Source organism: Xenorhabdus cabanillasii, from assembly GCF_003386665.1.
In the GTDB taxonomy this organism is placed as follows: domain Bacteria; phylum Pseudomonadota; class Gammaproteobacteria; order Enterobacterales; family Enterobacteriaceae; genus Xenorhabdus; species Xenorhabdus cabanillasii.
In genome coordinates this window covers 2,330,265-2,342,900 of the sequence record NZ_QTUB01000001.1, presented here as the reverse complement: position 1 = coordinate 2,342,900, position 12,636 = coordinate 2,330,265, and the positions used below count along the sequence as shown (strand labels likewise).

The window sequence follows — 12,636 nt, the reverse complement described above, 5'->3', positions numbered from 1 at the left end:
ACAGAGGTATATGATGACTGCGACAAACTTTTCCGAATTCGAACTTGATGAATGCTTGCTTGATGCGTTGAATGACAAAGGCTATGAACGTCCGACAGCAATTCAGGCAGCTGCCATTCCTGCGGCTATGGATGGGCGTGATGTACTGGGTTCTGCGCCGACAGGTACAGGCAAAACAGCGGCCTACCTGCTGCCAGCTCTACAACATTTACTAGACTTTCCACGCAAAAAGTCAGGGCCACCACGTATTCTAATCCTAACACCAACCCGTGAATTAGCCATGCAGGTTGCAGAACAGGCTAAAGAGCTGGCTGCCCACACTAATCTGGATGTTGCCACTATTACTGGTGGTGTTGCCTACATGAACCATGCAGAAGTGTTCAGTGAGAATCAGGACATCGTTGTCGCAACCACTGGACGCCTGCTGCAATATATCAAAGAAGAGAACTTTGACTGCCGTGCGGTAGAAACCCTAATTCTTGATGAAGCGGATCGCATGCTGGATATGGGGTTTGCCAATGATGTTGAAACCATTGCCGGAGAAACGCGCTGGCGCAAACAAACGCTGCTATTCTCCGCAACACTTGAAGGTGAAGCTATCCGTGATTTTGCGAAACGCCTGCTGACAGATCCTGTCGAAATTGACGCGGAACCTTCCCGCCGTGAACGCAAGAAAATCCAGCAATTCTATTATCGTGCTGATAATCTGGAACATAAAATAGCCTTATTATGCCATCTCCTGAAACAGTCTGATGTTACAAAGTCGATTATCTTTGTGCGCAAACGGGAGCGTGTTCGCGAATTAGTGGATTGGCTGTATCAGGCAGGTATTCAGTCCTGCTTCCTTGAAGGTGAAATGGTACAGGCCAAGCGAACCGAAGCGGTAAAACGTCTGAATGATGGCAGAGTCAAGGTGTTAGTCGCAACTGACGTTGCTTCCCGTGGATTAGATATTGAAAACATCAGTCACGTTTTTAACTTTGACCTGCCGCGTACTGCTGATGTTTACCTGCACCGGATTGGCCGTACAGCCCGCGCAGGTCGTAAAGGAACCGCAATTGCGCTGATTGAGTCTCATGATCATCTATTGCTTGGAAAAATCAGTCGTTATCTCAACGAGCCGCTGAAAATGCGGGTTGTAGATGAACTTCGTCCGCAAACCAAAGCACCGAGTGAAAAGAAAAGCCATAAGCCATCCAAAAAAGTGCTGGAAAAACGTAAAGAAAAGAAAAAAGCAGAAGAAGCGAAGAAAAAACGGGAGAAAGTACGCCATCGTGACAGTAAAAACATCGGAAAACGCCGTGCTCCTTCAGGTAACCCCAGACCAGAATCGACTCAAGATTAAATGTTTTCACGATTAATCATGGTATAAGCGGGCTAATTGCCCGCTTTTCCATTGATAACAGACAAGAAAATGGCAGCATATCATGTTAGATACATACTTGAATGAGTATAAGTTGAATAATATTGCTTAACCTTTTGTGCAACTAATTTCTGCTGCGAATCAAATTGATAACAAGGTTCATCAAACAAAGCATTAAGTTCATTTTCACTCATATCCACCGCCCATGTCTGCAATGACAACTTTTCGTGATAATGAACGACATTATCATTTATATCATCACGCCTGGCAGCCATCATCACACTTTCCTTGCTATCCTCTTTACCTTGCCAGGGCTTATGAATAACCAGTAATTCCTGTATAGCTTCCAAAAAATGAGCTTTGAATGAATGTAGCGCATAACTGTAGTTCACAATTAAATCGACTATATTGTCTTCTGGTTCGTATTCATTCTCAAGCAAGATCTGGTTTCCCATTGGCTGAGGAAGTGGCAACCTTTTTTGTAGATTGTGCAACCAATCATTCTCAACAATATAATTCCGGATTAACCCATTCTCTGCCATTTCACGAGCTACTTCTGGTGACCATCCCATTCGTTTCAAAGTCCAATCTGAAACACCGGCAGAATTAAAGATAACAGCAGGCTTTCCTGCTGTCAGAGCAGCCATTGATGCCAGCCCACCTCCCATTGAATGCCCGGTAAAAATCACATTCTCACCAAATGCCTTTAATGCCGCCTGTGCCAACTCTACCGCCTGATTATATTGTTCTTCATTGTACCCAAGCCCCTGACGAATACTTGCCATAAAATCCTTTATTTCGTTCGAGCCTGCAAATGACACAATATATAGTCCCTTGTAACGATAAATCCCTGCCTGAAATCCCGTTGAAGTGTCATCCAGAATATCAGGATCAATACCCGCCTTTATGAGTTCATTATCTGACATGCGTACATAGTCACCAATGCCGAGACTATTTCTGCGATATGCGTCACGGGTAACCTGCACCAACGCATAGTCGATAAATTTTGAATCTTTTCCTGCAATATCATTAGCCTGTAATTCAGGCGTTGCCATAACCTTGGTTTGAGAAGCATTGACCAATGATTGGTAAAGTAAATCGGTTTGTTTCGTATTTTCTGAAAATGAAGCTATTGGTAAGGAAAGGTGTTCATTTTTGTCTGGAAGTTTGCTGCCGGAAGATGGTGACTGGAGAGTATCCTGATTCCCCAGTACAGGAGAGAGCCCTAACTGACTAAAAAAATTGGTATTTATTGCCAAAGTCATAAGATACTCCTACCTATTTTAAATTAGACATAACAGACTGACCTAAACCTTCTTATTATCGGCAGGATTTTTAACATTTTCATATCAAATTTAATTTTTGAATAACAATATAAAGTAATTACTCTACATGACACTTAGTAAACAAAGTAATAATTCAATGCCGGATTGATGAGATCTAAAAAAGTTGAACAGACAAGAACTACAACTCACTCGCTCGTAAACTTACAATAAATCCATAGAACAGCATTTTCTTCTATCAATTTGCTTAAGTTTAACCACAGAGGGTTCCCCTGTGCTAATGGAATCGGTAAGCTTAAGCCCATCTGATAATCATATAAAACGGGATCCGCTATGTCCGCACCTCTCACATGGCACGATGTCATCGGCAATGAAAAGACACAGCCCTATTTCGTTGATACATTGGCTTATGTCGCCAATGAACGTAAAGCAGGCAAAACCATCTATCCACCACAGCAAGATGTTTTTAATGCATTTCGCTATACCGAACTGGCTGATGTAAAAGTGGTGATTTTGGGGCAAGACCCTTATCATGGCCCGAATCAAGCGCATGGACTGGCTTTTTCAGTACAGCCGGGTATCCCTGCACCACCTTCTCTCGTCAATATGTACAAAGAACTGGAATCTGACATTGCAGGGTTTCACCATCCCAATCATGGCTGCCTGCTTAGTTGGGCAAAACAGGGCGTATTACTGCTTAATACCGTGCTGACGGTTGAACGAGGCAATGCCCACTCCCATGCAAATCTGGGATGGGAAACATTCACTGATAGGGTAATTGCAGCAATCAATGAACACCGAAGCGGTGTCATTTTTCTGCTTTGGGGTTCTCACGCTCAGAAAAAAGGCCGTATTATTGATACCCGACGCCACCATGTTCTGAAAGCACCACATCCTTCCCCTTTATCAGCACATCGTGGTTTTTTAGGTTGCAAACACTTTTCCCAGGCTAACCAATTACTCGAAGCTCAAGGATTAACTTCAATTGATTGGAATCCGGTATTACCTGAGTAACCGTCTCACGCCTACAAAAATGCCGCCTCTGTTGGCGGCATTGTCATTACAGAATAGTAATCATGGAATCCGTACTTTATTTAGAAACGGCAACCATAGCAGGACGCAGCAGACGTCCATTCAGGGTATAACCTTTCTGCATTACCAACATTACCTGATTTGGTTCATGTTGATCAGATTCCATCATAGTCATCGCCTGATGCACCTCTGGATTGAAAGGAACATTAGTATCACTGACAACTTCAATGCCAAATCTACCCACTGCATCAATAAATGATTTCAGTGTCAGTTCAATACCTTCAATCATTGGTGCCAAAGTCTCATTGGTACGATCTGCCGCTTCCAAAGCACGCTCCAGATTATCGATCACTGGCAGAAGCTCATTAGCAAATCTTTCCAATGCGAATTTATGCGCCTTTTCTACATCCTGCTCAGCGCGACGGCGAATATTATCCACTTCAGCACGAGCACGCAAAACCGCATCACGCTCACGAGATTGAGCCTGTTTCAGTTCCTCTTCCAACTCGGCAACACGCGGGTCAACAACATTTTCAGTCTCTGGCGCGTCTGCCTTTTCTGCATCTTTTTGTTGCTCAAATACATTTTCTGTATTTTCTGAGACTTGCTCGTCAGGTACTTTTTGGTCTTTACTACTCATGAATATCTCCGCGTATTTTGTATTATTTTCGCCACTCCCGCTTATTATGGGGATCAAAACGAGGGATTCAAGGGAACACATCATATTGTGAGGGCAAAACCATATGCTGCAGGAAATAACAGCAATAAATAATGAATTCAAATGCATCGGTATTGTCGGTCGGCCACGTTATCCTGAAGCACTAGCTACCCATGAAATACTGTATCACTGGCTGGTATCTAAAGGTTACTGTGTAATTGTAGACAGACAAGTTGCAAAAGATATTAACTTACAAGGCGCTCAGACAGGAGGACTGACCGAAATTGGCAAAATGGCCGATTTGGTGATTGTTGTTGGTGGTGATGGCAACATGCTAGGAGCAGCCAGGGTATTGGCACGCTATGATATTAAAGTCATTGGTATTAACCGTGGTAATTTAGGCTTTCTGACGGATCTAGACCCTGATAATGCCCTGCAACAACTTTCTGAAGTCCTCAATGGAGAATATCGGGATGAAAAACGCTTTCTACTGGAAGCACAAGTCACGAAAAAAGGCCAGAAACCACGGCACAGTACAGCTCTGAATGAAGTCGTCCTGCATCCCGGAAAAGTCGCCCATATGATCGATTTCGAAGTTTATATTGATGAGCGATTTGCATTTTCTCAACGTTCAGATGGCTTAATCATAGCAACACCTACCGGCTCTACAGCCTACTCTCTGTCAGCCGGTGGTCCAATTCTGACACCGAATCTGGATGCTATTGTATTGGTTCCCATGTTTCCACACACGCTTTCTGCTCGTCCTCTTGTCATCAGTAGCGGAAGTAGCATTCGTCTGAAATTCGCCCAAAACAGCAGTGATTACGAAGTCAGTTGCGATAGCCAGATTGTCTTACCCATCCAGGATGGTGAAGAAGTTATCATTAAACGCAGTGAATATAATCTGCATTTAATCCACCCGAAAGATTACAACTACTTCAATACATTAAGCACTAAATTAGGCTGGTCGAAAAAAATGTTCTAAAAACACAGCTTTCCTACTTTACTGTATAAAAAACCAGTTTATACTGTATGGAAGAACAGACATGTTTTTATACACAGGAACATGAACTTATGTCATGAACTTATATATAGAAACATAGTTTTAAGTATAGGAAAAGGTAGGAGAAGCACGATGTTGGCTCAATTGACCATCAGTAATTTTGCCATTGTTCGCGAACTTGAAATTGATTTTCGCTCAGGAATGACAACTATCACAGGAGAAACCGGGGCAGGTAAATCAATTGCAATTGATGCACTGGGTTTATGCCTCGGTAATCGTGGCGAAGCGAATATGGTTCGTGCTGGTGCTCCCCGCACTGACATTTGTGCCCGCTTTTTGCTGTCTGATGCTCCTTCTGCCCGTAAATGGCTGGAAACTCATCAACTCGATGGTAGTTTTGATGATGATAATGAGTGCCTGCTACGGCGTACTATTACCGCAGACGGGCGCTCCCGTGGTTTTATCAATGGCACTGCGGTTCCCCTTTCCCAACTCCGTGAATTAGGTTCACACCTGATTCAAATTCACGGGCAACATGCCCATCAGTTGCTTTTAGAAAATCGTCACCAAAGACATTTACTGGACACCTATGCCGGCGAATTTGTGTTGCAAAATGAAATGAAGCAGGCATATCAGCAATGGAGACAAAGCTGTCAGGCACTTGCCCAATTCCAACAACAAGCACTTGAGCGTCGCTCTCGACAGCAATTATTGGAATATCATCTGAAAGAACTGAATGAACTTGCACCTCAAGCTGGTGAATATCAAGAGCAGGACAGTGAATATAAACGCCTGGCAAATTGCGGTCAGTTTTTGTCCGCCAGCCAAAATATTCTCCAGATATTAAGTGACAATGATGAACAAAATATCGTTAGCCTTCTCAGTTACGTGCGAAATGAACTAACTGACCTTGCCAGTATGGATCACAAACTCAGTGGATTACTCAACATGCTGGAAGAAGCTGCTATTCAAATCAGTGAAGTCAGTGATGAATTGCGTCATTACAGTGATCAACTGGAATTAGATCCTAACCGCCTATTTGAATTAGAACAAAAAATATCCCAACAAATCAGTATTGCGCGTAAGCATTATGTTTCCCCGGAAGAACTACCGGCCCTACACCAGCAGCTTCTGGAAGAACAACATCAACTTTCACAGCAAGAAGATGATTGTGCTCATCTCAGTGAACTTGTTAGCTTACACTATCAACAAGCACTCAACGTTGCAGAAAAACTGCATCAGGTCCGCCAACAGTATGCCCTTGAATTAAGCCAGCTTATCACCAATAGTATGCACCAGCTTTCCATGCCTCATGGGCGTTTCACCATTGATATTATATTCGAGCCTGAACATTTAAATATTGATGGAGCCAGCAAGGTGGAGTTTAACGTTACAACCAACCCCGGCCAGCCCCACCAAGTACTGGCGAAAGTGGCTTCAGGTGGTGAGCTTTCTCGTATTGCTCTGGCTATTCAGGTTATTACCGCTAAAAAAACGGAAACTCCTGCATTAATCTTCGACGAAGTTGATGTTGGTATCAGTGGCCCAACAGCAATGATTGTAGGTCGGCTTCTCCGTGAATTAGGTGAATCAACCCAGGTTATGTGTGTTACACATTTACCGCAAGTTGCAGGATGTGGTCACCAACACTTTTACGTCAGCAAACAAACTGATGGAGAAGAAACAGAAACCCGAATGCAGCTATTGGATAAAAAATCCCGGCTCCAGGAGCTTGCCCGCCTCCTAGCAGGTAGTGAAGTCACAAAAAACACGTTGGCTAATGCAAAAGAACTGTTAGAGGCATAAATTAATACTCTATTGACTTCAAGATGAAGTCAAAAAGCTGCAACCTGAAAGACGACGTGTATACAACTTTTTTGTATACTTGAAGTCATATATTTTACAGATTTCAAAATTAAAGATATAGGTAAATGGCATAGAGGTTTTCAAACTCTATAATGTTTATTATCATCGACGGCCTGACTCCTAAAGGAATGTAATTACTATGCGCTGTAAATTGTTGACTGCCGCTACTGTGTCATTGGTTATGCTGACTGCGGGTTGCTCTATGTTTGAGCGAGTTATTTATCGTCCTGATATTAATCAAGGGAACTATCTGACACCGGCTGCGGTATCAAAAATTCATAAAGGGATGACCCAACAACAAGTTACTTACACTTTGGGAACACCAATGCTGACAGACCCATTTGGGAGCCAAACCTGGTACTACATCTTCCGTCAGCAGCCCGGCCACGCGAAAGTAAAACAAGAGACGCTGACACTTACTTTTGATAGTAATGGTGTTTTAACTGATATCAAAAATGAAAAAGCTTTACTTCAAAATGGGTAAAATGTGAGATTTTATTTATGCGCCAGATGATTATTTGGCGCATAAATATCAAATAGATATTTACTGAGCACTATTTTTAGCTCGTTCTGCCCGTTTACGACGCATTTCTTTTGGATCAGCAATAAGGGGACGATAAATTTCTACACGATCCCCTTCTTCCAACGTATCTGTTAATTTAGCCGGACGGCTATAAATACCGATTTTATTCTTAGCCAAATCGATATCACTACGTAATGCCAAAAGACCCGATTCCACAATTGCCTGTTCAACAGTTGCTCCTTCAGGTAGTTTTACCTTATGCAGATATTGCCGTTCAGGTAAAGCATAAACGACTTCGATATTGATATCAGGCACTATAAACCTCTCGTGCACGTTGGGTAAAAGCCTGAACCATATTACCGGTTAGTTCTTTAAAAACCTTACCGAAAGCCAACTCAATCAACTTATTGGTAAATTCAAAATCGAGATGTAACTCAATCTTGCAGGCATCCTCACTAAGTGGTGTAAAATGCCATCCGCCCATTAGTTTGCGGAAAGGGCCATCAACCAACTGCATATTGATACTTTTATTGTCAAATAACGTATTTCGCGTCACAAACGTCTTACTAATCCCCGCCTTGGATACATCAACAGAAGCCGTCATCTCATTATCACTGCTACTTATGACACGGCTACCCACACATCCCGGCAAAAAATCCGGATAAGATTTCACATCATTGACCAATTTATACATTTGTTCCACGCTGTAAGGAACTAACGCAGAGCGATTAATCTGTGGCATATCATTTCCTGTAAAACGTAACAGCGCCGAATAGTATCACTTTAATGTGGTTAAATAAAAACCTGATAACATCTAGGTCAATAAATGTGCACTTATCGCTAAATATCATGCAGAATAGATTTCTTTCATTAACGCTTACAGTATAATACAACGCATTATGACAAAGAAAAAAGCACACAAACCCGGTTCGGCAACTATTGCCATGAATAAGCGAGCCCGTCACGAATACTTTATTGAAGAAGAATTCGAAGCCGGTTTATCACTACAAGGTTGGGAAGTTAAATCGCTGCGCGCTGGTAAAGCAAACATCAGTGAGAGTTATGTTTTGCTCAAAGATGGTGATGCTTACCTTTTTGGAGCCACTATCACGCCATTGAATGTCGCCTCATCCCATGTGGTCTGTGATCCTACACGGTCACGTAAGCTATTACTTAACAAACGCGAACTTGATTCCTTGTACGGCCGGATTAATCGCGAAGGTTATACCATCGTTGCACTTTCCCTTTATTGGAAAAACGCTTGGTGCAAAATCAAAATTGGCGTTGCAAAAGGTAAAAAAGCGCACGATAAACGTTCAGACATTAAAGAACGTGAGTGGAAATTAGACAAAGCACGAATTATGAAGAATGCAGGGCGTTAATCACTAGCATTATTCCCCAATATTCTGATATACTTGCGTTTAACACACTTGGGGCTGATTCTGGATTCGACGGGATTCGCGAAACCCAAGGTGCATGCCGAGGGGCGGTTGGCCTCGTAAAAAGCCGCAAAACAATAGTCGCAAACGACGAAAACTACGCACTGGCAGCTTAATAACCTGCGCAGAGCCCTCTCTCCCTAGCCTCCGCTCTTAGGACGGGGATCAAGAGAGGTCAAACCCAAAAGAGATCGCGTGGATGCCTTGCCTGGGGTTGAAGCGTTAAATCCAATCAGGCTAGTTTGTTAGTGGCGTGTCTGTCCGCAGCTGGCAAGCGAATGTAAAGACCAGACTAAGCATGTAGTACCGAGGATGTAGGAATTTCGGACGCGGGTTCAACTCCCGCCAGCTCCACCAAATTTGGCAGGACAGTATCAGGACAACAACTTTAAAAACAGTAAGTTAGCAAAGTTGAGTGGTCACTGTCATGACAGTAAACGGACTTAAAAAGATACGCAAAAGATACGCGGCTCTTTTTCCAAACACCTCAGAGATCCCCCTCTGAGGTGTTTTTGTTTATAACTAATATGTTTCTATTTGTAACAAAGTGTAACAAGAATACGCATCATTTTTGCCCGTTTTGGGTCTGATTCACCCCTCCGATCACTTTCTCCAAAAACCGATATTGAAGAACGGTAATCATAATAAAGCCTGAAAAATCTACGGCCGAAGTTCATCTCCGAAACATTCTACCTCTGTGCATATAAACAGTAGTTTTTAAATATTCAAATTTTTTGATGATATTTGGCGATCGGGTGTAATTTTGCCAAAGAAATTGAGATTAGTTCCAAGGAAGGGTGGGAAGGGAGATAATCATTAAATGGCAGACCTCTGTCCTTAATTTGCGAAATACCCACATCTACATATGTGACGCTCTTTCAAAAAGCAGCTAAATTATCACACTATATAACTAATGCAACCGATTACCTGCTAATGATAGATTGATTGGTCTAATTTTAGAAGCGCTTCCCAAAATTGCTATGAAAGTCTTTACAAAAAGTGACAATAACGCAATAAATAGTATCAATTTCAAACGGTGAAGCCCCAACGCGGCCAGGCAATTGGGGCTTCAATAAATCGTCTAGTACTTACGAGGAACATAGACATGTTAAGTAATACCATTTAATGAACCAAGTAAAAATATTAACGTTCCATTTTATGGCTCAGATCTATATATCGTTAATTATAACGGTGAGCCATATGTCCCGATGAGACCTATTGTTAAGGGTATTGGATTAGATTGGAAAAGCCAGCTAACCAAACTGAACAAACGGTTTAATAAAGGTATGGTGGAAATCCCTATACCTACAAAAGTTGGTTTAAAATCAATGTATTGCCTAGCCCTCGGCAAACTTACTGGCTGGTTAGCCACTATCAATCCCAACAAAGTTAAAGCACTGATAAGGGATAAAGTTATCCAGTATCAGGAAGAGTGTGACGATGTGCTTTACGAGTACTGGACAAAGGGTGGAGTTAAGGCGAAAGAAAAAGAAACATACGAATACATCGATCTGTCAATTGAGGTTGATAATATCAATGCGGCTTGCAGAAATATGGATAGATTGATGGATGCCTGGAACAGACTTAACCCGCATTTATCTGTTCTGAGTCCAGAAATAGCTTATGCGTTTAATGGTGCGATCAGTAATGTAAAAGGTTCTTTATTCTCTCTTAAGATAGCGATTGAAAGAAAATCTAAGATGTTACTGAACTAACACCCAGTCACGGATGGTCAATTTCGGTGATTTTATAATCAATGGGTGCTAAGATTGGAATAGATAATCATGAACTCAGAACGCGGAGAGGTTAAAGCATGGGGGTAGTTATAACAAGACTTGAGGCTTTTGTTGTCAATGTTATCCATGATGACATGTGGATCGCTGAGTGTGATGAGCTCGGATTGGTTACAGAGTCCAAAACTTATGATGAGTTGATAGAGAAAGTTTGGGAAATAGCGCCTGAGCTTTATGAGATTAACGGCCTGGGCGACCAGTCTGAGGTCATTCGCCTTAAGTTCGTCCAAGAGCAGTCATCTGATTCAAGGCTGGTGCTGTAACATGGGATCGGGTTTATATCCACAACTCAAAGAAATTCTACTGGCACACGGATGTTACTTTGTCAGACAGGGTAAAGGCAGCCATGAAATATTGTTGTGGTCCAATGATTTTGGTCACCTTCTGAGAGGTGATATTCTCACTTCAACAATAAAATAGGTGACACAATGAAACAACGTTTCAGCCCCGAATTTAAACTGGAATGCGCCCAGTTGGTGTTTGACCAGAATTATTCCATTAGCGCAGCTGCTAAAGCAATGAATGTCAGTGAATCGTCCATGGGGAGTTGGGTTCGACAGTACCGACATGAGCGGCAAGAAAAATCTCCGAAAGCAGCCTCCATGACACCCGAGCAAATTGAAATACGTGAATTGAAGAAAAAGATTCAACGTATTGAAATGGAAAATGAAATATTAAAAAAGGCTTCAGCATTCTTGATGCCGGACTTCCTGAACACTTCTCGGTAATTGAAAAACTCAGAGTACATTATCCTGTGGTCAATCTTTGTCACGTGTTCAGGCTCCACCGTAGCAGCTATCAGGCGTGGCGACATCGTGTGGAAAAACCCGTGCCTGAACGTGTTAAGCTAAAAAGTCTGGTTCGGGAAGCTTTTCAGGAAAGTCACGGCTCGGCAGGTGCCCGAACGATTGCGTCCATGGTCACTTCGAGAGGGGTGCCAATGGGCCGTAGGCTGGCAAGAACACTCATAGCAGAACTGGGGCTGGTTAGTCGCCAGCAGCCGAAACATCAATACGCGCGGAAAGAGCAAGAACATGTTGATATTCCTCATCATCTTAATCAACAGTTTGCTGTCACCGAACCCAATCAGGTCTGGTGTGGTGATGTTACTTTTATCTGGACGTGCAAACGTTGGGCTTATCTGGCGGTGGTTATTGACCTTCTTTGCCCGTAAACCTGTTGGCCGGACCATGTCCTTCTCACCGGATTCGGCACTGACAAAGAAAGCCTTTACCATGGCTTGGGAATCAAGGGGAAGGCCACAGGAGGTCATGTTTCACAGTGATTAAGGTAGTTATCACACCAGCAAAACATTCAGACGATTATTGTGGCGTTATCGAATGAAACAAAGTCTGAGCCGCCGGGGAAACTGTTGGGATAACAGCCCAATGGAACGTTTTTTCAGGAGCTTAAAAAGTGAATGGGTCCCTCGGGAAGGATATCTGAATTTTACGGTGGCTTTCCACTCAATCACGGGTTATATAACAAGTTACTACAGTCTGCTCCGTCCCCATTGGTATAACAATGGGCTTACACCTAACGAATCAGAATGATTATTTTGCAAAACCTCTCAGGTTGTGACCAATTTTTATTGACCATTTCAAACCGAAGCATTAGGAATTAGTCTTCAAACGTTAATATATCAATTGCAAAAATATAATTATTAAATATCATCC

At 42.5% G+C, this 12,636-nt stretch carries 11 protein-coding genes, 1 other RNA gene and 2 pseudogenes; 10 read left to right on the top strand and 4 right to left on the bottom strand.

Going from position 1 to position 12,636, the window contains the following annotated elements; genetic code table 11:
• The first annotated feature begins 13 nt into the window (after window positions 1-13).
• Window positions 14-1,345 carry an ATP-dependent RNA helicase SrmB gene (gene srmB, locus BDD26_RS11255; protein WP_115826573.1) on the top strand — a complete coding sequence of 444 codons (1,332 nt, stop codon included), beginning with the start codon at window positions 14-16 and terminating at the stop codon, window positions 1,343-1,345.
• 80 nt (window positions 1,346-1,425) lie between these two features.
• On the opposite strand, the gene BDD26_RS11250 is transcribed toward srmB, so the two are convergent.
• Complete coding sequence (locus BDD26_RS11250) at window positions 1,426-2,628, bottom strand: Tle-like phospholipase domain-containing protein (protein WP_115826572.1); 1,203 nt, start codon at window positions 2,626-2,628, stop codon at window positions 1,426-1,428.
• A 351-nt stretch (window positions 2,629-2,979) separates the two neighbouring features.
• On the opposite strand from BDD26_RS11250, the gene ung reads away from it, so the two are divergent.
• Window positions 2,980-3,660 carry a uracil-DNA glycosylase gene (gene ung, locus BDD26_RS11245; RefSeq protein ID WP_038259652.1) on the top strand — a complete coding sequence of 227 codons (681 nt, stop codon included), beginning with the start codon at window positions 2,980-2,982 and terminating at the stop codon, window positions 3,658-3,660.
• Between the two features lie 76 nt (window positions 3,661-3,736).
• On the opposite strand, the gene grpE is transcribed toward ung, so the two are convergent.
• On the bottom strand, window positions 3,737-4,318 hold the full coding sequence (grpE, locus tag BDD26_RS11240; RefSeq protein ID WP_038259650.1) for a nucleotide exchange factor GrpE: 582 nt from the start codon (window positions 4,316-4,318) through the stop codon (window positions 3,737-3,739).
• A 124-nt stretch (window positions 4,319-4,442) separates the two neighbouring features.
• On the opposite strand from grpE, the gene nadK reads away from it, so the two are divergent.
• The 3 genes from nadK to bamE all read left to right on the top strand — a co-directional run bounded on the left by nadK (window position 4,443) and on the right by bamE (window position 7,689).
• A complete protein-coding gene (gene nadK / locus BDD26_RS11235) occupies window positions 4,443-5,321 on the top strand; it encodes an NAD(+) kinase (RefSeq protein ID WP_176551301.1) in 879 nt (292 codons plus the stop codon).
• Between the two features lie 150 nt (window positions 5,322-5,471).
• A complete protein-coding gene (recN, locus tag BDD26_RS11230; protein WP_115826571.1) occupies window positions 5,472-7,145 on the top strand; it encodes a DNA repair protein RecN in 1,674 nt (557 codons plus the stop codon).
• Window positions 7,146-7,344: 199 nt separating this feature from the next.
• The gene (gene bamE / locus BDD26_RS11225) at window positions 7,345-7,689 is read left to right on the top strand and encodes an outer membrane protein assembly factor BamE (protein ID WP_115826570.1); all 345 of its coding nucleotides are present in this window, start codon (window positions 7,345-7,347) and stop codon (window positions 7,687-7,689) included.
• 60 nt (window positions 7,690-7,749) lie between these two features.
• On the opposite strand, the gene BDD26_RS11220 is transcribed toward bamE, so the two are convergent.
• Together BDD26_RS11220 and BDD26_RS11215 are read right to left on the bottom strand one after the other, a co-directional pair.
• Window positions 7,750-8,043, bottom strand: a complete 294-nt coding sequence (locus tag BDD26_RS11220; protein ID WP_038259644.1) for an RnfH family protein — start codon at window positions 8,041-8,043, stop codon at window positions 7,750-7,752.
• Window positions 8,036-8,470: a type II toxin-antitoxin system RatA family toxin gene (locus BDD26_RS11215; protein WP_038259642.1), complete on the bottom strand. Its 435-nt coding sequence runs from the start codon at window positions 8,468-8,470 to the stop codon at window positions 8,036-8,038. The genes BDD26_RS11220 and BDD26_RS11215 overlap by 8 nt, the downstream gene beginning before the upstream one ends.
• A 157-nt stretch (window positions 8,471-8,627) precedes the next feature.
• Here BDD26_RS11215 and smpB point away from each other — a divergent pair, with 157 nt between their 5' ends.
• The 5 genes and pseudogenes from smpB to BDD26_RS11185 all read left to right on the top strand — a co-directional run bounded on the left by smpB (window position 8,628) and on the right by BDD26_RS11185 (window position 12,513).
• Window positions 8,628-9,110 (top strand): SsrA-binding protein SmpB, encoded by a 483-nt coding sequence (gene smpB, locus BDD26_RS11210; protein ID WP_038259640.1) that lies wholly within the window; start codon window positions 8,628-8,630, stop codon window positions 9,108-9,110.
• A 50-nt stretch (window positions 9,111-9,160) separates the two neighbouring features.
• Window positions 9,161-9,524, top strand: a transfer-messenger RNA (tmRNA) gene (gene ssrA, locus BDD26_RS11205).
• 758 nt (window positions 9,525-10,282) lie between these two features.
• Window positions 10,283-10,642: pseudogene (locus BDD26_RS20650) on the top strand (phage antirepressor N-terminal domain-containing protein); the annotation flags it as partial.
• Window positions 10,643-10,980: 338 nt separating this feature from the next.
• On the top strand, window positions 10,981-11,223 hold the full coding sequence (locus BDD26_RS11195; RefSeq protein ID WP_115826568.1) for a DUF1902 domain-containing protein: 243 nt from the start codon (window positions 10,981-10,983) through the stop codon (window positions 11,221-11,223).
• Window positions 11,224-11,388: 165 nt separating this feature from the next.
• A pseudogene (locus tag BDD26_RS11185) lies at window positions 11,389-12,513 on the top strand (IS3 family transposase).
• Window positions 12,514-12,636: the final 123 nt, after the last annotated feature.